Source organism: Kosakonia oryziphila, assembly GCF_900094795.1.
GTDB classification, from domain to species: Bacteria; Pseudomonadota; Gammaproteobacteria; order Enterobacterales; family Enterobacteriaceae; genus Kosakonia; species Kosakonia oryziphila.
In genome coordinates this window covers 47,968-70,513 of sequence record NZ_FMBC01000018.1, presented here as the reverse complement: position 1 = coordinate 70,513, position 22,546 = coordinate 47,968, and the positions used below count along the sequence as shown (strand labels likewise).

General features: G+C 55.5%; 18 protein-coding genes. 4 read left to right on the top strand and 14 right to left on the bottom strand.

Annotated elements, in window-relative coordinates; genetic code table 11:
* Positions 1-101: 101 nt before the first annotated feature.
* Positions 102-683 carry a D-sedoheptulose 7-phosphate isomerase gene (lpcA, locus tag GA0061070_RS10575; RefSeq protein ID WP_007373312.1) on the bottom strand — a complete coding sequence of 194 codons (582 nt, stop codon included), beginning with the start codon at positions 681-683 and terminating at the stop codon, positions 102-104.
* Positions 684-918: 235 nt separating this feature from the next.
* Here lpcA and fadE point away from each other — a divergent pair, with 235 nt between their 5' ends.
* A complete protein-coding gene (gene fadE / locus GA0061070_RS10570; protein WP_090135947.1) occupies positions 919-3,366 on the top strand; it encodes an acyl-CoA dehydrogenase FadE in 2,448 nt (815 codons plus the stop codon).
* A gap of 112 nt (positions 3,367-3,478) precedes the next feature.
* Positions 3,479-4,249 carry an amidohydrolase gene (locus GA0061070_RS10565; protein ID WP_090135945.1) on the top strand — a complete coding sequence of 257 codons (771 nt, stop codon included), beginning with the start codon at positions 3,479-3,481 and terminating at the stop codon, positions 4,247-4,249.
* A gap of 51 nt (positions 4,250-4,300) precedes the next feature.
* Here GA0061070_RS10565 and GA0061070_RS10560 read toward each other — a convergent pair whose 3' ends face one another.
* The 11 genes from GA0061070_RS10560 to cysJ form a co-directional block, all read right to left on the bottom strand.
* On the bottom strand, positions 4,301-5,902 hold the full coding sequence (locus GA0061070_RS10560) for a gamma-glutamyltransferase family protein (RefSeq protein ID WP_090135943.1): 1,602 nt from the start codon (positions 5,900-5,902) through the stop codon (positions 4,301-4,303).
* A 9-nt stretch (positions 5,903-5,911) separates the two neighbouring features.
* The gene (locus tag GA0061070_RS10555) at positions 5,912-6,787 is read right to left on the bottom strand and encodes an ABC transporter permease (RefSeq protein WP_090135941.1); all 876 of its coding nucleotides are present in this window, start codon (positions 6,785-6,787) and stop codon (positions 5,912-5,914) included.
* Entirely contained in the window at positions 6,787-7,731 is a 945-nt protein-coding gene (locus tag GA0061070_RS10550) for an ABC transporter permease (protein WP_090135940.1), read from the bottom strand. Before GA0061070_RS10550 ends, GA0061070_RS10555 begins: the two co-directional genes overlap by 1 nt.
* Before the next feature lie 21 nt (positions 7,732-7,752).
* Positions 7,753-9,267 carry an ABC transporter substrate-binding protein gene (locus GA0061070_RS10545; RefSeq protein WP_208598165.1) on the bottom strand — a complete coding sequence of 505 codons (1,515 nt, stop codon included), beginning with the start codon at positions 9,265-9,267 and terminating at the stop codon, positions 7,753-7,755.
* A gap of 11 nt (positions 9,268-9,278) precedes the next feature.
* Positions 9,279-10,346 (bottom strand): ABC transporter ATP-binding protein, encoded by a 1,068-nt coding sequence (locus tag GA0061070_RS10540; protein ID WP_090135937.1) that lies wholly within the window; start codon positions 10,344-10,346, stop codon positions 9,279-9,281.
* Positions 10,343-11,356 (bottom strand): ABC transporter ATP-binding protein, encoded by a 1,014-nt coding sequence (locus tag GA0061070_RS10535; protein WP_090135935.1) that lies wholly within the window; start codon positions 11,354-11,356, stop codon positions 10,343-10,345. The genes GA0061070_RS10540 and GA0061070_RS10535 overlap by 4 nt, the downstream gene beginning before the upstream one ends.
* The gene (locus tag GA0061070_RS10530; RefSeq protein WP_090135933.1) at positions 11,353-12,069 is read right to left on the bottom strand and encodes a FadR/GntR family transcriptional regulator; all 717 of its coding nucleotides are present in this window, start codon (positions 12,067-12,069) and stop codon (positions 11,353-11,355) included. Before GA0061070_RS10530 ends, GA0061070_RS10535 begins: the two co-directional genes overlap by 4 nt.
* A gap of 743 nt (positions 12,070-12,812) precedes the next feature.
* Complete coding sequence (locus GA0061070_RS10525) at positions 12,813-13,691, bottom strand: NAD(P)-dependent oxidoreductase (protein WP_090135931.1); 879 nt, start codon at positions 13,689-13,691, stop codon at positions 12,813-12,815.
* Between the two features lie 95 nt (positions 13,692-13,786).
* On the bottom strand, positions 13,787-14,521 hold the full coding sequence (gene cysH / locus GA0061070_RS10520; RefSeq protein ID WP_090135928.1) for a phosphoadenosine phosphosulfate reductase: 735 nt from the start codon (positions 14,519-14,521) through the stop codon (positions 13,787-13,789).
* Between the two features lie 109 nt (positions 14,522-14,630).
* A complete protein-coding gene (gene cysI / locus GA0061070_RS10515) occupies positions 14,631-16,343 on the bottom strand; it encodes an assimilatory sulfite reductase (NADPH) hemoprotein subunit (protein ID WP_090135926.1) in 1,713 nt (570 codons plus the stop codon).
* The gene (cysJ, locus tag GA0061070_RS10510; protein ID WP_090135925.1) at positions 16,343-18,148 is read right to left on the bottom strand and encodes an NADPH-dependent assimilatory sulfite reductase flavoprotein subunit; all 1,806 of its coding nucleotides are present in this window, start codon (positions 18,146-18,148) and stop codon (positions 16,343-16,345) included. The genes cysI and cysJ overlap by 1 nt, the downstream gene beginning before the upstream one ends.
* A 358-nt stretch (positions 18,149-18,506) precedes the next feature.
* Between cysJ and queD the strand changes: the two genes are divergently transcribed.
* A complete protein-coding gene (gene queD / locus GA0061070_RS10505; RefSeq protein ID WP_090135923.1) occupies positions 18,507-18,869 on the top strand; it encodes a 6-carboxytetrahydropterin synthase QueD in 363 nt (120 codons plus the stop codon).
* 154 nt (positions 18,870-19,023) lie between these two features.
* Here queD and queE read toward each other — a convergent pair whose 3' ends face one another.
* Positions 19,024-19,695 carry a 7-carboxy-7-deazaguanine synthase QueE gene (gene queE, locus GA0061070_RS10500; RefSeq protein ID WP_090135921.1) on the bottom strand — a complete coding sequence of 224 codons (672 nt, stop codon included), beginning with the start codon at positions 19,693-19,695 and terminating at the stop codon, positions 19,024-19,026.
* A gap of 382 nt (positions 19,696-20,077) precedes the next feature.
* Here queE and GA0061070_RS10495 point away from each other — a divergent pair, with 382 nt between their 5' ends.
* Positions 20,078-21,187, top strand: coding sequence for an SDR family oxidoreductase (locus tag GA0061070_RS10495; protein WP_090135919.1), 1,110 nt, complete (start codon positions 20,078-20,080; stop codon positions 21,185-21,187).
* Between the two features lie 60 nt (positions 21,188-21,247).
* Here the strand turns inward: GA0061070_RS10495 and eno are convergent, their stop codons facing one another.
* Entirely contained in the window at positions 21,248-22,546 is a 1,299-nt protein-coding gene (gene eno, locus GA0061070_RS10490; RefSeq protein ID WP_090135917.1) for a phosphopyruvate hydratase, read from the bottom strand.

Sequence of the window (22,546 nt, the reverse complement as noted above, 5' to 3'; positions counted from 1 at the left end):
CAGTTTGAACACGGGCAGCGCGGAAAAACCGGAGCGTACACGGAGTACGTGAGGATTTTGAGCACTGCCCAGGTTCAAGATGGCAAATAAAATAGCCTTCCCTACGCCTTAACCATCTCTTTTTCGATCAACTGAATCAGGATATGAATCACTTTGATATGGATCTCCTGAATACGATCAGCATAACCGAAATGCGGCACACGAATTTCAACATCCGCTGTACCCGCCATCTTGCCGCCATCTTTACCGGTCAGGGTGATAACTTTCATCCCCTTCTCACGCGCTGCCGCCACCGCTTTGATCACGTTGCCGGAGTTGCCGGAAGTGGAAATACCCAGCAGCACGTCGCCTTCACGACCCACGGCTTCCACATAGCGGGAGAAGACATAGTCGTAACCGAAGTCGTTGCTCACACAGGAGAGATGGCTGACGTCGGAGATAGCAATCGCCGGATAGCCAGGACGGTTTTCACGGTAGCGACCGGTTAACTCTTCCGCAAAATGCATAGCATCGCAGTGAGAACCGCCGTTACCGCAGGACAACACTTTACCACCCGCTTTGAAACTGTCCGCCAACAGCACCGCCGCGCGCTGAATCGCGTGAATATTGGCTTCATCTTTCAAGAAATTCGCCAGCGTTTCCGCCGCTTCGTTCAGTTCGTTACGAATCAGATCCTGGTACATGAGGATATCCTTCAGCATAGATGTAAATAACATTGCGCAGTGTACCGGATAGGATCCGGAGCGAGAAGCTAAAGCCACAGCACCTTCGCGTTTTCGTTTTCCGTGCGCAAAAACCCCCCAACAATGTGAACCAGGTTGTAATTATTTTGTAAACACATTGCTAAAAGAAATCTCATCCACTACAACCATAACATCACAAGTGGTCAGACCTCCTACAAGACAGGGAGCTTTTTCTATGATGATTTTGAGCCTTATCGCAACGGTCGTTCTCCTCGGTGTGCTGTTTTATCACCGGGTTAATCTGCTCTTGAGCAGCGTGATTTTACTGGTGTGGACTGCCGCGCTGGGCGTTATGGGGCTGTGGTCTATCTGGGTGCTGCTGCCGCTGGCGATCATTCTGGTGCCGTTCAACCTGCCGCCGATGCGTAAGGCACTGATTTCCGCCCCAGTATTTCGCGGTTTTCGCAAAGTGATGCCGCCGATGTCGCGTACCGAAAAAGAAGCGATCGACGCAGGTACGACCTGGTGGGAAGGCGATCTGTTTCGCGGTAACCCGGACTGGAAAAAGCTGCACAACTATCCGCAGCCGCGCCTGACCGCTGAAGAACAAGCCTTTATCGACGACCCGGTGGAAGAAGCCTGCCGCATGGCGAACGATTTTCAGATCACCCATGAAATGGCCGATCTGCCACCAGAGCTGTGGGCGTTCTTAAAAGAGCACCGCTTCTTCGCGATGATCATCAAAAAAGAGTACGGCGGGCTGGAATTCTCTGCTTATGCGCAGTCCCGCGTGTTGCAAAAACTCTCCGGCGTTTCAGGTATTCTTGCCATCACTGTCGGCGTGCCGAACTCTTTAGGCCCAGGCGAACTACTGCAACACTACGGTACGGAAGAGCAAAAAAATCATTATCTGCCGCGCCTGGCGCGTGGCCTGGAGATCCCCTGCTTTGCGCTGACCAGCCCGGAAGCAGGTTCCGATGCGGGCGCTATCCCCGATACCGGCGTGGTCTGCATGGGCGAATGGCAGGGCGAGCAGGTGCTCGGCATGCGCCTGAGCTGGAATAAACGCTATATCACCCTTGCGCCGATTGCCACCGTACTCGGCCTGGCCTTTAAACTTTCGGATCCGGAAAAACTGCTCGGCGGCGAAGAAGAGTTGGGTATCACCTGTGCGCTGATCCCGACATCAACGCCGGGCGTGGAAATTGGTCGTCGTCACTTCCCGCTGAACGTTCCGTTCCAGAACGGGCCAACTCGCGGCGACGATGTTTTTGTACCGATTGATTACATTATTGGCGGGCCAAAAATGGCCGGTCAGGGCTGGCGTATGCTGGTGGAATGTTTGTCGGTCGGTCGCGGTATTACTCTGCCGTCTAACTCCACCGGCGGCCTGAAATCTGTCGCCATGGGGATTGGCGCTTACGCCCACATTCGCCGCCAGTTCAAAGTGCCAATCGGCAAAATGGAAGGTATCGAAGAGCCGCTGGCGCGTATCGGCGGCAACGCTTACGTGATGGATGCGGCAGCCTCGCTTATCACCTACGGCATTATGCTCGGAGAAAAACCGGCGGTGCTTTCCGCTATCGTCAAATATCACTGCACCCATCGGGGCCAACAATCCATCATTGATGCAATGGATATTGCTGGCGGTAAAGGCATTATGCTCGGCGAAGGCAATTTCCTGGCTCGTGCCTACCAGGGCGCGCCGATTGCCATTACCGTGGAAGGCGCGAACATCCTGACCCGTAGCATGATGATCTTCGGCCAGGGCGCGATCCGCTGCCATCCATATGTTCTGGAAGAGATGGCCGCCGCACAGAATAATGATGTGGACGCTTTCGATAAACTGCTGTTTAAACATATCGGCCATGTGGGCAGTAATAAAATGCGCAGCCTGTGGCTTGGCCTGACGCGCGGTTTAACCAGCGCCACGCCAACCCACGATGCCACCAAACGTTATTATCAGCATCTGAACCGCCTGAGCGCCAACCTTGCACTGCTGTCTGATGTCTCAATGGCGGTGCTGGGCGGCAGCCTGAAACGCCGCGAGCGTATCTCCGCCCGTCTGGGAGATATTCTCAGTCAGTTGTTCCTCGCTTCTGCCGCGCTAAAACGTTATGAGGATGAAGGCCGCCAGGAAGCGGATCTGCCACTGGTACACTGGAGCGTGCAGGATGCGCTGTATCAGGCGGAGCAAGCGATGTGCGATCTGCTGGAGAACTTCCCGAACCGCTTCGTTGCGGGCGCATTAAACCTGGTGATTTTCCCGACCGGTCGCCATTACCGCGCGCCGTCAGACAAGCTGGACCACAAAGTGGCGAAGATCCTGCAAACGCCGAGCGCCACCCGCTCCCGCATCGGGCGCGGCCAGTATCTGGCGCCGAGCGAGCATAACCCGGTGGGCCTGCTGGAAGAGGCGCTGGTCGATGTAATGGCGGCCGATCCTGTTCACCAACGCATCTGTAAAGCGCTGGGCAAAAACCTGCCGTTTACCCGTCTGAATGATCTCGCCCAGCAGGCGCTGACAAGCGGATTGATCACAGCAGAAGAAGCAGCGCTGTTGAGCAAAGCGGAAGTCAGCCGTCTGCGTAGCATCAACGTTGATGACTTTGCGCCAGAGGCGCTAGCGACTCAGCCGGTGATCAACGCGCCGGAAAAGCTGCGCAAACCGGAAGCGGCCTGATGCGGTAATAGCCTGAAAGCATTCTTCCCTTACCAAAACCCGCAACTGCGGGTTTTTTTTTATGTCTTAGCTGCTACAGTGTGCAAATGCTGTCTTACGGGGAGCCAACACTGTGCCTGGTTTGAAAATTACACTGTTACAACAACCGTTAGTCTGGATGGATGGGCCCGCGAACCTGCGCCATTTCGACATCCAACTGGAGGGCGTTACCGGCCGGGATATCATCGTCCTGCCCGAAATGTTCACCACCGGTTTTGCGATGGAAGCGGCGAAACAGTCGATGCCGCAAGACGATGTGGTGGCATGGATGCACAGTAAAGCCCGCCAAACCAATGCGCTGGTTGCGGGCAGTGCTGCGCTACAAACGGACCGCGGGCCGGTAAACCGTTTTCTGCTGGTTGAGCCGGAAGGTAAAGTGCATTTTTACGATAAGCGCCATCTGTTTCGCATGGCCGAAGAGCACCATCACTACGAAGCAGGAAATGAGCGTGTGGTATTTGAGTGGCGCGGCTGGCGCATTCTACCGCTGGTTTGCTACGACCTGCGTTTCCCGGTGTGGTCGCGCAACCGCAACGATTACGATCTGTTGCTCTATGTTGCTAACTGGCCTGCGCCGCGCTCGCTGCACTGGCAGTCACTGCTGGTGGCACGCGCGATTGAAAACCAGGTATGGGTAGCAGGCTGTAACCGCGTCGGCACAGATGGCAATGGTCATCACTACCGTGGCGACAGCCGGGTAATCAGCCCGCAGGGCGAGATTATCGCTACCGCCGAGCCGCACCTGGCAACGCGCATTGACGCCGAAATGTCGCTCAGCGTATTGCAGGAGTACCGCGCGCAGTTCCCGGCCTGGCAGGATGCCGATCCGTTTACTCTGGATTAACGCAGAGTTTGAAGGCCGGATAAGGCGCAGCCGCATCCGGCATGATTCCCTTTAACTCACTAACGCTTGCCCATCTTTGCGGCTTTCAGTCGCCGCAACGTAGTGCCCTTCCGGCATGCGATAGATCACCTGTGCACCACCAAAATGATACCCTTCCAGCGGATCTTCCACCGTAATCCGGTGTCCCCGCGCGCGCAGCCCGGCAATCAGATTGCGTTCAAACGTTGCTTCCACCACCACGTCCCTGCCCTGTACCACGCGCCAGCGAGGCGCATCGATCGCCGCCTGCGGGTTCTGTCCGTGCAACATAATGCGCAGCGCCATCTGCATATGGCCTTGCGCCTGCATCGGCCCGCCCATCACGCCGAAAGACATCAGCGGTTTGCCGTCTTCCCCCATCGCAAAGCCAGGGATAATGGTATGTAATGGACGCTTGCCGCCCGCCAGCGCATTCGGGTGTTGCGGATCGAGCACAAAACCACAGCCGCGGTTTTGCAGGCTGATACCCGTTTCGGGTACCACGACGCCGGAACCAAACCCCATATAGTTAGACTGAATAAACGAGACCATCATGCCGCTGGCATCTGCCGTAGATAGGTAAACCGTGCCGCTTTGCGTCGGCGAACCGTAAACAAAATCGGAGGCCTTATCCGGGTCGATCAACGCCGCGCGGGCTTTTAAATAGTCGTCGCTGAGCAGCAGGTCGGCGGCGAATTCCAGATGATCGGCATCAGCGACGTAACGATCGAGATCGGCCAGCGCCAGCTTCATCGCTTCAATCGACAGATGCAGCGACTGCACCGAATCCGGGTCATAACGACCAATATCGCAGTGCTCAAGAATGCCGAGCGCAATCAGCGTCGCAATCCCCTGCCCGTTCGGCGGCAGCTCCTGCACAGAACCACCAGCAAACGCCCTGGAGAGCAGCGTAACCCAGTCAGCTTTATGGTTTGCCAGATCCGCTTCGCTCAGGTGCGCCCCATGCTCTTTTGCGAAAGCGGCAATTTTCTGCGCCAGTTCACCGCGATAAAACGCTTCGCCGTTGGTTTGCGCAATCAACTCCAGCGTCTTCGCCTGCGCCGGGTTACGGAAGATTTCGCCGATCTTCGGCGCGCGCCCTTCCGGCGCAAAACAGGCGCTAAAGCCCGGCTGATCTTTTAACCTGTTATAGCCACGCTGCCAGAGTTCACCAATCAGCGGTGAAACCGGGAAACCGTTACGGGCATACTCAATTGCCGGTTGCGCCAGTGTGGTCAGCGGCAGCGAACCGAAACGTTCAGCCAGCGCCACCCAGCCGGAAACCGCACCGGGTACGGTAACGGCATTCCAGCCAAGCTCCGGTACCGCATCCAGACCAGCAAACATATCCGCATGCCAGCTCGCCGGGGAGCGTCCGGAGGCGTTCAGACCGTGCAATTCTTTACCATCCCAGACAATGGCAAAGGCATCACTGCCAATGCCGCAACCGGTCGGCTCCACCACTGTCAGCGCCATCGCCGTGGCAATGGCTGCATCCACCGCATTACCACCGAGCGCCAGCATGCGCATTCCGGCTTGCGCCGCCAGCGGCTGGGATGTGGCTACCGCGTTATGTCCCATCATCGGTGCGCGGTATGAGGCATAGCCTACTTTAAAATCAATCGCTTTTGTCATTGAGACTCCTTAGTCGTGGCGAGGATCGAGCGCATCGCGCAGCCCGTCGCCGAGTAAATTAAATCCCTGTACGGTCAGAAAAATCGCCACACCGGGGAAGATAGACATCCAGGGCGCCTGCTCCAGAAAACCTTTGGCGGTATTCAGCATTGCGCCCCAGGAGGGATACGGCGGCTGTTGGCCGAGGCCGAGAAAAGAGAGACTGGCTTCGGTGATGATCGCCGAGGCAATCGCCAGCGTCGCCTGGACGAGGATCGGCGACATCACATTCGGCAGCACATAGCGCAGGATTATCCAGCGATCCGGCAGGCCAATTGCCCGCGCTCCATCGATATACTCTTCGTTACGAATGGCAATCACCTGACCACGCGTCAGCCTGGCGAAGATCGGCATCGCCGACAGGCCAATGGCGATCATGGCATTACTCAGGCTTGGGCCGAGGAACGCGCCGAGAGCGATCGCCATGATCAAAAACGGGCAGGCCAGCAGCGCTTCGATAAAGCGTGAAATCACTCCATCCCAGATCCCCTGGAAAAAACCGGCCAGCAAGCCAAGTGGCACGCCAATAACCACCGCAATCAGCACTGAGATACAACCGGCCAGCAGCGAGGTACGCGCTCCCCAAACCATACGCGACAGAATATCGCGCCCCAGTTCGTCGGTGCCGAACCAGTACAGCTCAGAGGGCGGTTTACGTACCACCAGAAAGTTCGCTTTTACCGGATCGAACGGTGCGATCCACGGCGCCAGTAAAGCGATCAATACGAAGATGCCGACAATCACCGCTCCAATCACCGCACTTTTATTGGCGAGGAATTTCTTCAGTACCCGGTTTTCCGTGCGCGGCAGCGACGCCGCCACGCCCGTAGTGGTCAGTTCCGCCATTATTCGCTCCGCATTTTTGGGTTAATCAGCACGTACAGCACATCGGCCAACAGATTGAGCAACAGGAAGCCAATCGCCACCACCAGCACCACGCCCTGCACCACCGCGTAATCACGGTTGAATACCGAGTCGACAATCATTTTGCCGAAGCCTGGAATGGTAAATACCTGCTCGGTCAGCACCGCACCGCCCAGCAGTTCGCCAAACAGCAGCGTGGTCAGGGTGATCACCGGCACCAGCGCATTACGAAATGCGTGCTTCATGATCACTGCCTTTGGTAACAGCCCCTTCGCTCTTGCGGTGCGGATGTAATCCGCTTTCAGGACAGCAATCATTGATGCGCGGGTGTGGCGCATTAAGGTTGCCGCCAGCCCGGTGCCAAGCACCAGTGAAGGCAGCAGCAAGGTGCGCAGGTTCTGCAACGGATCCTCGCTGAAGGGAACAAAGCCCGACGCGGGTAGCCATTGCAGATTGACGGAGAAAATCAGGATCAGCAAAATCCCCAGCCAGAAGTGCGGCACCGAGATGCCGGAAATAGCGACAAAGTTAGTGCCGTGATCGATCCAGCTATTCCTGTTCACTGCTGCCGTAATCCCCATGCTGATGCCGAACAGCAGCGCGAAGATCATCGCCAGCAAGGACATCTCCAGCGTAACGGGCAGTTTGGTGGCGATCAGATGTGTCACCGTCTCCTGAGTGCGTAAGGAGACGCCAAGATCCCCCTGCAAGGCGCGGGTGAGCCAGTGGAAATATTGCACCGGGATCGGCGCATCCAGATTCAGCTCCGCGCGTAGCTGGGCGATCACCGCCGGATCGCGCTCTTCCCCAAGCATGGCCGTCAGCGGATCGCCGGGCAGCAGCTTTTGCAGCCCGAAGACCATCATACTGACCATCAGCAGCGTCGGGATGGCGAGCAGCAGGCGTTTGCATATCAATTCCAGCATGGTATCTCCTTACAACTCCCATTACTTCGCGAAGGTCATACCTGCCAGACGCACAATGCCGTCCGGGTAAGGTTTAAAGCCCTCTACTTTTTTATTCAGCCCAAAAATGCGCGGCTCAAAGTAGAGGTATGCAATCGGCATATCTGTTTGCAGTTGTTTAACAACGTTCTCATACAGCCCTTTTCGGGTGGTCGGATCGTTATGCAGACGCGCCTGCGTCAGCCAGTCATCCACCTGCGCATTGCTGTAGCGGCCATCGTTGAGGGTGCCTTTGCTATGAATAAAGCCGAAGATACTGCCGTCTGGATCCGGGCGGCCAGACCAGCCTGAGTAGCTGAGCTGGAAGTCCCCTCTTTGCTGGCGATCCAGTAGCGTAGCGAATTCGGTCATTTGCAGATTGACGTTAAAACCGGCTTCGGCGGTCATCGCCTGTAACACCTGCGCTACTTGCTGCGAAGTTGGGTTATTCGGCACCAGCAGCGAAACGGTGATCGGCGTCTGCACGCCTGCCGCTTTCAGCAACGCTTTGGCTTTTTCGACATCGCGCGGCGGCACTGGCAGGTTAACGTGATACGGGCTGACCGGTGAGAACGGCTGGTTCGCCGGGGCATAGAGGCCTTCAAATACCACCTGGTTTAACGCCTCGCGGTCAATCGCCTGCGAGAACGCTTCACGCACGCGTGCATCTTTAAACGGATCGTTAGCCGGAACTTTGCCATTGTTGATGTTAAATGTGATGCCCTGATACCCCAGCCCGGTCACCTTTGCCAGTTTTAATTTGCCATCGTTCTCTACCGTTTTCACATCGCTTGGTACAATGCCTTCGCTCAGATCCAGGTCACCTGCGCGCAGGTTCGCCAGGCGCACCGAGGCATCCGGGATCGGCAGATAAATCACTTTGTCGAAGTGATAAGCGCCTTTGTTCCAGTAGTTGTCAAAGCGCGAAAGCACGATGCGATCCTGCGAAACGCGGCTGTCGAACTTGTATGGCCCGGAGCAGACCGGATGCGCGGCGAAGTCCGGTTTTTTCGCAGCCGTGGGTGCCAGCATCGCGCCTGCGCGGTCGGTAAGCTGCATCAGCAGCGCCGAATCCGGCGTTTTCAGATGCAGAGTGATTTGCATCGGTCCTGTCACTTCCACAGATTCCACCGAGGAAATCTCGCTTTTGCGCAGCGAGCCCGGCAGCGTCAGGGCGCGGTCGAGGCTGAATTTCGCGGCGGCGGCATCAAATTTCTCGCCATCATGGAAAGTTACGCCATCGCGCAGGTCCATGGTCAGGGTTTTGCCGTCTTCGCTCCACGACCACGCTTTCGCCAGCCCCGGCACCACTTTCAGGTTTTCATCGACGTCCACCAGCCGATCGCACAGCGAAGCGAAAACAAAGCGGCCATAGTAGGTGCGCGCCAGGTGCGGATCGAGCATGTCCGGATCTGCACCTAAACCAATGCGCAGCACACTTTCAGCCTGGGCCGGTAGCACCGCGCCCAGCAACATAACACTTCCCAGAACGGTCAAAAGAGAATTACGTACAATCATTATTTTTTCCTTTAAAGGGATGAGTGAGAGGCCGCGTGTTCGAACAGCGCACGGCGGCGCAGGAACGCAGCGGAGGGTGGAGCAATCTGGATGACCGTGCGGTCCCGGTTGAGCTCCTGCCAGCGGTGGCAGGAGACCTGGCGGCCGCCTTCAAGTACCTGAGCAATCGGTTCGCGTTGCCGACACTCATCGGTGACGTGCGGGCAACGGGTATGAAAACGACATCCCTGCGGCGGGCTGGCCGGATTGGGCAAATCGCCCTGTAACAACGGCATCTCACGCTTGAGGCCGGGCTGGGTCTGCGGCGCAGAGGCGATCAGTGCCTGCGTATACGGGTGCAGCGGCGCGTCGAAGATCTCATCGACGGTCGCCATTTCGACGATCTGCCCGAGGTACATCACCGCCACGCGATCGCTCATATGGCGGATCACCGCCAGCCCATGCGCGACGATGATCATCGTCAGCCCAAGTTGCTGTTTCAGGTTTTCCAGCAGGTTTACCACCTGTGCCTGCACCGAGACATCCAGCGCGGACACCGGTTCATCGCCCAACAGCAGCTTCGGCCCGGAAGCCAGTGCACGGGCAATGCCAATACGCTGGCGCTGCCCACCGGAGAATTCATGCGGGAAACGCCGCGCCCAGGCCGCAGGCAGACCAACGGTCGCAAGCAGTTCGGCAACGCGCGCCTGGCGATCTGTTTTGCCCATTTTCTGATGCAGCCACAGAGGTTCGCCGACGATCTGTTCCACAGTCATACGAGGGTTTAGCGAGGCAAAGGGATCCTGAAAGATGATTTGCAACTCGCGGCGCAACTGGTTTAACCGCGCGCCGCTGGCGTGAGTGATCTCTTCGCCCTGGTAGTAAACGCGCCCTTCGGATGCCGCCAGCAGACGTAACAGCAGACGGCCAAGCGTCGATTTACCAGAACCGGACTCGCCCACAATCGCCAGCGTTTCACCGGGATAGACGGCGAGCGAAATGCGATCGACTGCCGTGACAAAGCGTTTTGGCGCGAACAGGCGTGTCGCGCCAACAAAGCGTTTGCTGAGATCGTGGGCCTCAAGGATCGGTGTGCTCATGCGGTTTCTCCCAGCGCAATATGTTGTTCAAGGGGAACGCGGAAACAGGCCGCCTGATGGCCCCGCCCCAGCGGCTGTAGCGCTGGCTTTTCCGCGTGGCAGCGACTCTGCGCAAACGGGCAGCGTGTGGCGAAACGGCAACCTTTTGGCATCGCTTCCGGTAACGGTACGGTGCCGGGAATGGTGGAAAGCTGGCCCTTGCGCGCGCCCAGCGAGGGGATCGAGCCCATCAGACCGATGGTGTATGGATGCTGCGGATCGGCAAAAATCGCCTCCACGCTGCCCTGCTCGACCACTTGCCCGGCGTACATGACGGCGACTTGTTGGGCGACTTCCGCCACCACGCCGAGATCGTGGGTGATCATCAATACTGCCGTGCCGGTTTCAGCTTTCAGGGTGTTGAGCAGCGCCAGGATCTGCGCCTGAATAGTGACATCCAGCGCGGTTGTCGGTTCGTCGGCAATCAGCAGACGCGGGTTATTAATCAGCGCCATGGCAATCATCACGCGCTGGCGCATCCCGCCAGAGAGCTGGTGCGGATACGCTTTCAGGCGCATCTCCGCCGCCGGGATTTGTACCTTTTCGAGGATCTGTAGCGCGATATCCCGCGCAATATGCCGGGAGACATGCTGGTGACGCATCACCGCTTCACTCAGTTGATCGCCAAGGGTGAATGATGGGTTCAGCGACGTCATCGGCTCCTGAAAAATCATCGCCAGTTCATTGCCGCGCAGGTCAGCATATTCCCTCGGTGAAAGCTGGCGCAGATTGTGGCTGCGAAACTGCATTTCGCCGCTGAGGATCTGCGCGCTGCTGGGCAACAGCCCCATCAACGCCAGCGAGGTAATGCTTTTACCGCAGCCAGATTCCCCCACCAGCGCCAACGTTTCCCCACTTTTTATGGTCAGTGAAATACCGTCCAGTACACTGACCGGGCTACCGACGAACTGGACTTTCAGGTTGTGCAGACGCAGGACGGGCGCGGGATCGTGAAAGGGAATGGTGGTCATAGCGTATCGTCCTCGAGATGAATGGCCTGGATCAGGGCATGTTGCAGGTCGAGCAGATGTTCACGCATCGCCAGGAAAGCCTCCTGCGGCTGACACTGCCGGATGGCCTGCATGATGCGGTGGTGATGATCGTTATAGCGTTCGACCTTCGCCGGGGTACGCGCCATCTCCCGCAAATGGTGCCAGGCAGGTTCGCGACGCACGGCGTCAATAGCGTCAAAAAGACCGAGCATCAAACGGTTTCCCGCCGCTTCAGCAATGGCCCGGTGAAAAGCGCTGTCCCATAGCTCATTTAGATCCGGATCGTCCGGATTGACGTTATCGATGCGTTCCAGCATGCGCTGCATCAGTGCCAGGTTTTCCGGATTGGCGCGAAGTGCCGCCAGCCGCGCAAGCCCCGGCTCAACCTGCAAGCGCGCTTCCATCACTTCCAGCATGTTGGTTTGTTGCACCAGTCCCTGGAGTGCCAGAGGCGCGACCGGCGCAGCAGGGCCAATAAATGTGCCTTTGCCCTGCTTACGCCAGATCCGTCCTTCTTCTTCCAGCACGTCCAGCGCGCGGCGTACTTCTCTCCGCCCTATACCTAAGCGTTCAGCCAGTTCACGTTCTGTGGGCAATGGAGTCCCTGGTGTTGACTCATGTTGATGAATAAGCCCACGAAGTTGTTCAAGCGCCGTACTGGAATTTGCCAGATAGCGTGACGGTTTTTCCATATTGGTTCATCCGTATTTGGCGTTATCTTTTTCTTTAATTACAGAATGTTAAGTAGTTAATCTTCTATGTGCTGCCTTTATAACTAAGCAATTACTGAACCAATTACGTATTGGTTCAGTTATATTTTTGAAATTTTTGTTAATACTTTGATTTATTAATGTTTATTTTTTGCAGGCGAGAAGAAGGAGAAAAAGTGGTGTGGTTTGCTGAGCGCAAAACGCACAACTTTAGTGCAAGGAATGCACCAGAACGGGAGGAGTTGCCCGGCCTGCATCGCTGGCTTGTGGCGCAGGCCGGATAAGGCGGAGCCGCTATCCGGCATTTTGGGCGTATCGTGGAAAGGTTCCGTTCACCATACGTGCGGGAGTTTCTGTAACCCCTGATGCGGTGAACGGGATAAGGGGCGCTTACCGCGCTCCCCTTATCAATCCCCGCGGCCCCACGGGAAATCGGTGCTGCGCACTGCGCTCACCTCCCGGTCATCTGCCTGCGGTCGGCTCAACTCGCCGTCCATGGCTCGGTTCGCCTCTGGACGCCATCCAGGGCGTCCAGACCTTGTCATCTGCCCTCCGGCTCGCCGATTTCAGCGGGGACTCAACCCCATCGCTTCAGCCTTTTTATTCATCGAGGGAAAGGTGTCGCTGCAGGGAAATACCCGGTGGCGCTGGCGCTTACCGGGCTTACATTGTTGGCCGTGGCGCAGGCCGGAGAAGGCGGAGCCGCTTATCCGGCAGATTTGCGGCTAAAGCTGTCCGGCGCGGCGGGCGGCGGTACGCGCCAGCGCGGCCCAGTCGAGATGCCCTTCATCATGGGCCAGGCTTTCCACATGCGCGGCGCGCAGCGTACCAGCAATCGCCATTGGCACATTCACCCGCTCGGCGGCATCCTGCGCCAGACGCACATCTTTCAACCCCAACGCCAGCTTAAATCCGGCAGGCTCAAAGGTATCGCTGGCAATCGCCTGGCCGTAACCTTTATAAACCGGCGCGGCAAACAGCGTGGAAGTGACTAAATCAATGAAATCGGCTTTACTGACCTCATGCCCCTGCACCAGTGCAACCGCCTCTCCCATCGTGCCAATGGCGCTGGCGATCATAAAGTTGGCCGCCAGCTTAGCGGCATTCGCCTGCTCCGGCCGTTCTCCAAGATACCAGGTCTTCTGACCCAGCACATCCAGCAGCGGCTGCACCTTTGCCAGCAGCGCACTATCGCCAGCCGCCAGAATATTTAACTGCCCCGCTTCAGCAACATTTACCCGCCCCAGTACCGGCGCGGCAAGATAACCGATATTACGCGCCCGGTGCAGTTGTGCCAGTTCCACCGCCAGATCGACAGAGATAGTCGCCATATTCAGGTAGATAGCACCAGGTTTCAGCGTCGCCAGCACATTGCCCTCAAGCACGACGCTGCGCGTGGCGTTGTCGTCCGCCAGAATAGAAATAACCACATCAGCATCCATCACCGCGTCTGCGGCCGTTTCCGCCGCAGTGGCGCCCAGCGATGCCAGTTTCTCGCGCGGCCCGGCGGAACGGTTCCAGCCCTGAACCTGATAACCGGTTTTGACCAGATTCGCGGCCATTGGCAACCCCATGGTGCCAAGCCCCAGAAACGCAATCTTCATCACAATGCTCCTGTTGTTAGGTGACTGTGTTTAACTATAAAAAAGGCAAGGATTTCTCCCTGCCTCATTGTGTTTCAAAGTTTGATGCTGCCCTGTCAGCCTTCGTGCAGTCCACATTCTCGTTTCAGACCGAAGAAGCGCGTCTCTTCTTCCGCCATGCCAGGCTCCCATTTGCGGGTGGTGTGCGTATCGCCTACGGACAGATAACCCTGATCCCACAGCGGGTGATACTTCAGGCCGTGTTTTTGCAGGTACTGGTATACCGTGCGATTATCCCAGTCGATAATCGGCAGCACTTTAAATACGCCGCGCTGGATGGCCAGCACAGGCAGATTGGCGCGGCTACCGGATTGTTCACGGCGCAGTCCGGCAAACCAGGTTTGCGCGTTCAGCTCAGCAAGGGCGCGGTTCATAGGTTCAACCTTGTTGATTTCATTGTATTTTTCAATACCTTCAACGCCCTGTTCCCACAACTTACCGTAACGCGCTTCCTGCCACGCGGGGCTTTGTTCTGCCCGGAATACTTTCAGGTTCAGCTTAAGTTTGTCCGTCAGCTCGTCGATAAACTGGTAGGTTTCTGCAAACAGGTAGCCGGTGTCAGTCAGGATCACCGGAATGTTCGGCTGAACCTGGTTTACCAGATGCAGGCTCACCGCCGCCTGGATACCGAAGCTGGAGGAGAGCACATACTCGCCCGGCAGGTTTTCCAGCGCCCAGCCGACACGCGCTTCGGCGCTCAGCTTTTCGAGTTGCGCATTGGTTTCAGCAAGCTGAAGCACACGTTCAACTTTCGGCAGTTCATTCAGCGCATTCAGATCGAGTCTGGACATAAGTTCCTCACCGTGTTCATTGCCTGATGGCACTTCGCTTATCAGGCCTACAAATTACGCAAACCGTAGGCCGGATAAAGCGTTTACGCCGCCATCCGGCATCGCTGCATTATTCCCAGAAATCGCGCGCCGGATCGAGTACCGGACGGACGATCCCGGCACGAATGGTGAAATCGCCGAAGCCTTCACCCTCTTCACGTTCGCTTGCCCAGCGTGCAATCAATTCATCAAGCGTCGCCAGAATTTCCGTTTCGGTGATATTTTCCCGGAACATACGCGGAATACGCGTGCCGATGCGGTTGCCGCCAATATGCAGGTTGTAGCGCCCCGGCGCTTTACCAACCAGGCCCACTTCCGCCAGCATCGCGCGGCCGCAGCCGTTCGGGCAACCTGTAACGCGCAGCACGATATGATCGTTGCCAACGCCATGTTTCTCCATCACCGCTTCCACTTTATCAACAAATGAAGGCAGGAAACGTTCTGCTTCGGCCATGGCCAGCGGACAAGTCGGGAAAGACACGCAGGCCATGGAGTTTTCACGCTGCGGTTTCACCGCATCCATTAGCCCGTGGCTGTGCGCCAGTTTTTCGATTTTCGCTTTCTGGCTTTCCGGCACGCCGGCCACAATCAGATTCTGGTTTGCCGTTAAACGGAAATCGCCTTTATGGATCTTAGCAATTTCCAGCAGACCAGTTTTTAGCGGACGGCCCGGATAATCCAGAATACGGCCGTTTTCAATAAACAGCGTCAGGTGCCATTTATTATCGATACCTTTAACCCAGCCAATGCGATCGCCGCGACCGGTGAATTCGTACGGGCGAATCGGTTCGAATTTGATCCCCGCGCGGCGTTCCACTTCCGCTTTGAAGGTGTCGATGCCAACACGTTCAAGTGTGTATTTGGTTTTGGCGTTTTTACGGTCGGTACGGTTACCCCAATCGCGCTGGGTCGTGACCACCGCTTCTGCCACCACCAGCGTATGCTCCAGCGGTAGATAACCAAACTCGCTCGCGGTACGGGCGTAGGTTTTTTTATTTCCGTGTTCAATGGAAAGCCCGCCGCCCACCAGCAGGTTAAAACCGACCAGCTTGCCGTTTTCCGCAACCGCAACAAAGTTCATGTCGTTGGCGTGCAGATCCACGTCGTTCTGCGGCGGAATGACCACTGTGGTTTTGAACTTACGTGGCAGGTAAGTTTTACCTAAGATAGGCTCTTCATCCGTGGTCGCCACTTTCTCGGCGTCGTGCCAGATCTCGGCATAAGCGCGGGTACGCGGCAACAGATGCTCAGAGAGCTTTTTCGCCCACTCGTAGGCTTCTGCATGCAGTTCAGACTCTACCGGGTTCGACGTACACAGCACATTACGGTTAACGTCGTTGGCGGTCGCCAGCGCGTCAAGCCCGACTTCGTGCAGCATCTGGTGTGCCGGTTTGACGTTCTTTTTCAGAATGCCGTGGAACTGAAACGTCTGTCGGTTGGTCAGGCGAATGCTGCCGTAGAGGGTCTTATCATCGGCAAATTTATCTATCGACAACCACTGCTTCGGCGTAATGATGCCGCCCGGCAGCCGGCAGCGCAGCATCATCGCGTGGCGAGGCTCCAGTTTCTGCTCGGCGCGTTCGGCACGAATATCGCGATCGTCCTGCTGATACATGCCGTGAAAACGGATCAGCAGAAAGTTGTCGCCGTTGAAACCGCCAGTCAGGCCGTCGTGCAGATCTTCTGCAATCGTGCCGCGCAGATAGTTGCTTTCGAGCTTCAGACGCTCGGCGTCGGCCAGTTTACCTTCGACCACCAGTGGGCCGGGATGTTTTTCACTCATTAGTAGACATCTCGCTGATAACGGCGCTCAACGCGCAGCTCACTTAAAAATTCATCTGCCGCTTCGGTATCCATACCACCGAATTCGGCAATCACGTCCAGTAAAGCCTGCTCGACATCTTTCGCCATGCGATTGGCATCGCCGCAGACATAAATGTGCGCACCGTCATTGATCCAGCGCCACAGCTCTGCGCCCTGTTCGCGCAGTTTGTCTTGTACGTAGACTTTTTCTTTTTGATCGCGGGACCAGGCCAAATCAATACGATTCAGCACGCCCTCTTTAACGTAACGCTGCCACTCCACCTGATAGAGGAAATCTTCAGTAAAGTGCGGATTGCCAAAGAACAGCCAGTTTTTACCCGGCGCTTCATCGGCTGCACGTTGTTGAATAAAGGCGCGGAACGGCGCAATGCCAGTGCCCGGGCCAATCATAATTACCGGCGTTTCCGGGTTGGCTGGCAGACGGAAGTTATCGTTGTGCTCAATGAACACCCGCACTTCGCCCTCTTCTTCCACACGATCCGCGAGGAAGCTGGAAGCACCGCCCGTTCGCGCACGCCCTTCCACTTCGTAACGCACCACGCCGACGGTAACATGCACTTCGTTTTCCACTTCCGCCTGCGAAGAGGCAATAGAGTAGAGGCGCGGCGTCAGCGGGCGTAGCAGATCAATCAGCGCTTGCGCATCAAGCTGTGCCGGAGAGAAACGTACCATATCAACAATAGGCGTTGTTGCAGCATAGTGCTGCAACTGGGCTTTATCACCCACCAGCGGCAACAACGTTTCGCTGCGAGTCAGAGTGGCATAATTTTCCACGATATTGGTGGTGTTGACCGTCAGTTCGAAGTGCCACTGTAACGCTTCATCTAGCGGCAGGGTTTTACCGTCAACCGTAACCGGCTCATCACCTTTCAACCACAACAGTTCCACCAATTCTTTTACCAGGGCTGGATCGTTCTCATACCAGACACCCAGCGCGTCGCCCGGCTGGTAGCGCAGCCCTGAATCCCCAAGATCGATTTCGATATGGCGGACATCTTTTTCAGAGTTACGACCGGTGATTTTCTGGTTCACGGAGAAACTCGCCGCCAACGGCGCTTCTTTTGTATAGGGGCTGGAGAAAACCTCGTTCACCGCGCCCGTCGCACTCACCACGGCCTGCGCCGGAGAGTCTTTCGGTACGCGAGCTTTCAACACCTCAACGATACGCGCACGCCATTCGGCAGCCGCAGCCTGATACTCGACATCGGCATCAACGCGATCCAGCAGGCGCTCCGCGCCCAGTTCAGCAAGTTTGCTGTCGAAGTCTTTCCCCGCCTGGCAGAAGAATTCATATGAAGTATCGCCAAGGCCGAATACCGCAAAGGCAGTGCCATCAAGTTTTGGCGCTTTTTTCGAGAACAGGAACTTATGCAGCGCAACAGCTTCTTCTGGCGCTTCGCCCTCGCCCTGAGTAGAGGCCACCATCACCAGCAATTTTTCGTTAGCGATTTGTTTGAACTTGTAATCACCAGCGTTGACCAGATTGACGTTTAGTTTCGCCGCCAGCAGATCGTCGCGCAGTGCTTCCGCCACGCGGCGGGCATTGCCAGTTTGCGATGCGGAGATCAGCGTAATTGCCGGGATCTCTGGCGCAGATGTCGGTACGGTAGTCGCTGCTGCGGACTGTTGGTTCAGTACGCCCCAGAAATAACCAGAAACCCAGGCTAACTGGGTGGGCGTCAAATCAGTGGTTGCGGCCTGAAGGCGCGCCAGTTGCTCCGGGTTTAGCGGCAGCAACGCAGAAGGTGGAGCCTGAGTTGTCATGCGTTGTTATGTTCCAGTAGCGAAAATTCCCCTCCGTTTTGCAGACAGCCTTTTTCACGGTCAACAACGCAAAACGATAAGGGGATATAATTTTAAAAAACGAAGTAAAGCTAAGGTTAACGGCGGGATAATAACAATTAAAGAAAGGTTGGAAATAATAAATAACCAAAAGAACTAACCTGTTTTAACTATAGGAAATAACACTAAAACTGGTTAATTAACCTATTGAATTGTAATAATAAAATAAATTCAGGTTAGCAGTTTCTTGCGGGTAAACACTTTTAGTGATTTTAGTTAATGCTAAAAAAGGTCATTTCCGCTACTATGCGGCGGTTTTTTGTCAGTCTGAGAGTGCATTATGTCGACCACGTTGTTTAAAGATTTCACCTTTGAGGCCGCTCACCATTTACCGCATGTCCCGCAAGGGCATAAGTGCGGCCGTCTGCATGGCCACTCCTTTATGGTGCGCCTGGAGATCACCGGCGAGGTGGATCCTTATACCGGCTGGATCATGGACTTCGCCGAACTGAAAGCGGCGTTTAAGCCGTTGTATAACAGGCTGGATCACTACTATTTGAATGAGATCCCGGGCCTGGAAAACCCCACCAGCGAAGTGCTGGCGAAGTGGATTTGGGATCAGATGAAGCCGGTTGTACCGCTGCTGAGCGCAGTCATGGTGCAAGAAACCTGCACCGCAGGTTGCGTCTATCGCGGCGAATAAGCGAGTCGGTCATTTCTTCCCAAAGATGTCTGCCCGACAGCCGTTAGCAAACCTGAAAGCCGCCGACCACGGCCAGCACATGGCCGTTGACATAATCCGCAGCGCGGCTTGCAGTAAATCCCCATCAACCCTGCTAACAACCCGCCAGGACTTATCAGGCAATATTCAGGTACTTATGTGTCTGCATCGAGAGCCGCCAGTTGCGGGCGATACAGGTTTCAATACACAGGCGGGTTGCATCCTCTTTCTGGCTGATGGGCTGCAAGGCAATCACCCGCAGCTTGTCATCGGTTAACTTCGCCAGCAGCTCGTCCAGCGCTTCAATATCGCGCATGCGTCCAACCGGATGCTTAATTTCATCTGCACGCTCCAGCGCCTGCAACAGTACATCGTAGCCGCCGCGCATGTTCACCTTCGGCGATACCGTCACCCAGGCGGAATGGGAAACGCGTACTTCATGCGTGCCGCTGGTTTCTATCTGGCAGCTAAAACCGTTCAGCTCAAGCAGGCTGGTGAGCGACGTCAAATCATGGATGCAGGGTTCGCCGCCAGTGATCACCACATGGCGCGCCGTCCAGCCCTGGCGCGCAATAATCGCCAGCAGATCTTCACTACTGGCCGCTCCCCACTTATCGCTCTCTTTGGTTTTCGCAAGGATGCTGAACAGCGACACTTCCCGATCCGCAAGCTTATCCCAGGTGTGTTTGGTGTCGCACCAGGCGCAACCAACCGGGCATCCCTGTAGACGAATAAAAATGGCAGGAACGCCGGTAAAATAACCCTCGCCTTGCAGGGTCTGGAACATCTCGTTAATCGGGTACTGCATAGTCAACTCTGATCGGAAATAAACACTAATTATTGCAGATCCTGGCTTAACCTTCATAGCCTTTCGCGGTATTGCGCTTTTTCGCCATCGACCACCGCAAAAATAATGTAAGCATTTGTGTTTTTCGTCACACTTCAACGCAAATTGTCATCGCGATGTTGCGTTGTCAATAAAAATATAAAATGTTTAAAATCAATTAGTTATTTTTTTGACGTTTCGTGCTGGAATTAATTGCTTACCGCAGTTGTCAAATGCAAATCCCCTGCGCTCCTTTTCTTAAAACAACCTTAAGAAACCCCGATTTTCCGCTCTACTTTATTGATATGGCGTTTAGCTTTCCGTGCTTACAATCCACCCTGGCAAGGCTGGAGAGAAAGCATTCATGAAAACATTATTAATAACGGGTGTGACGGGATTTCTGGGTGGAGCGGTATTGGAAAAAATCCTCCACGGCAGTGAAGCCATAAATTTACTGCTGTTGGTAAGGGCAGAAGACAAAGAGGCCGGGCTTGAGCGCGTTAAAAACAACATGCGCAAGTTTGGTCTGACAGATGCAGTGCTCAGCAAACTTGATACTTCACAAATCCTGATTGGGGATTTGGGCGAGCCGGAAGGCTTCATCAACGAGCCTGCACTGGACAACGTCACTCACGTGCTGAACTGCGCGGCGGTTGCCTCTTTTGGTAATAACCCGCTGGTCTGGAAAGTGAATGTCGAGGGGACGCTGGCCTTTGCCCGCAGAATGTCGCAGGTGGCAGGTTTGCAGCGTTTTCTGCACGTCGGAACAGCGATGTCCTGCACGCCGGAACCGGATTCGCTGGTGCCGGAAAGCGCAGAGTTTCACGAGAATGCAGAGCATCTGGTGGCCTATACGCGCTCCAAATCGACCATTGAGCAACTGATGCGCCAGGAGTGCCCGCAGATGCCGCTGGTGATTGCCCGCCCTTCTATCGTCGTTGGACACACACACCACGGATGTCTGCCATCAACCAGTATTTTCTGGGTCTTCAGTATGGGGCTGATGCTGCAGAAGTTTATGTGCTCTCTGGAAGATCGCGTCGATGTTATCCCGGTCGATTATTGTGCCGATGCATTACTGATGCTGCTTGAAGGCCAGATCGCTCAGGGCGAAGTGGTGCATATTTCTGCCGGTGAAGAGAACAGCGTGCGTTTTGCTGATATCGATAAAGCGATGGCACGAGCGCTGGAAAAAGCGCCAGTGGGCGATAAATACGCGCAGGTCAGTTACGAGACGCTGGTGAAGATGCGCCGCGAGCTGAAGGGTATTTTTGGCCCCTGTAATGAGCGGTTGATGTTGAAAGCGATGCGTTTGTATGGCGCCTTCGCCATGCTCAACGTGCGTTTCAGCAACGATAAGCTGCTGAGTATGGGTATGCCGAAGCCACCTCGCTTTACGGACTATATTGCCCGTTGCGTACAAACGACGCGTGGGCTGACAATCCCGCAGCAGATGGAAGTGGATTTCAAATAGTCCCCCAAAAAAAATGCCAGTCAGATGACTGGCATTTTTCATTTCACCAAGGCTTAGCGATTACGCCTGACCTTTGATCTCTTTACGACCGTTGAACGGAGCCTGTTCACCCAGCGCTTCTTCGATACGAATCAGCTGGTTGTATTTAGCAACGCGGTCAGAACGGCTCATAGAACCGGTTTTGATCTGGCCAGCAGCGGTACCAACAGCCAGGTCAGCAATGGTAGCGTCTTCAGTTTCGCCAGAACGGTGAGAGATGACAGCAGTGTAGCCAGCGTCTTTCGCCATTTTGATCGCAGCCAGAGTTTCGGTCAGAGAACCGATCTGGTTGAATTTGATCAGGATGGAGTTAACGATGCCTTTTTCGATACCTTCTTTCAGGATCTTAGTGTTGGTTACGAACAGATCGTCACCAACCAGCTGGATTTTGTCGCCCAGAACTTTGGTCTGGTATGCGAAACCCGTCCAGTCAGATTCGTCCAGACCATCTTCGATGGAAACGATCGGGTACTGTTTGGTCAGATCTTCCAGGAAGTGAGTGAACTCTTCGGAGGTGAACGCTTTGTTGCCTTCGCCAGCCAGAACGTATTTACCGTCTTTGTAGAATTCAGACGCTGCGCAGTCCATCGCCAGGGTGATGTCTTTGCCCAGTTCGTAGCCCGCAGCTTTTACCGCTTCCGCGATAACAGCCAGTGCTTCAGCGTTAGAACCCAGGTTCGGCGCATAGCCGCCTTCGTCACCAACAGCAGTGTTCATGCCTTTGGATTTCAGAACTTTTGCCAGGTTATGGAACACTTCTGAACCCATACGTACAGCTTCTTTCAGGGTTTTCGCGCCAACCGGCTGAATCATGAATTCCTGAATGTCGACGTTGTTGTCAGCGTGCTCACCACCGTTGATGATGTTCATCATCGGAAGCGGCATAGAGTATTTGCCCGGGGTGCCGTTCAGTTCAGCAATGTGAGCGTACAGCGGCAGGCCTTTAGAGGCAGCAGCAGCTTTAGCAACAGCCAGAGACACGGCCAGGATTGCGTTTGCACCGAAGTTAGATTTGTTTTCGGTACCATCCAGATCGATCATGATCTTATCGATGCCAGCCTGGTCTTTTGCATCTTTACCCAGGATTGCCTGAGCGATCGGGCCGTTAACCGCGCCAACCGCTTTCAGTACGCCTTTACCCATGAAACGGGATTTGTCGCCATCGCGCAGTTCCAGCGCTTCGCGGGAACCAGTAGAAGCACCTGACGGCGCAGCCGCCAGACCTACGAAACCACCTTCCAGGTGTACTTCGGCTTCAACAGTCGGGTTACCACGGGAGTCGATGATTTCACGACCGATGACTTTAACGATTTTGGACAT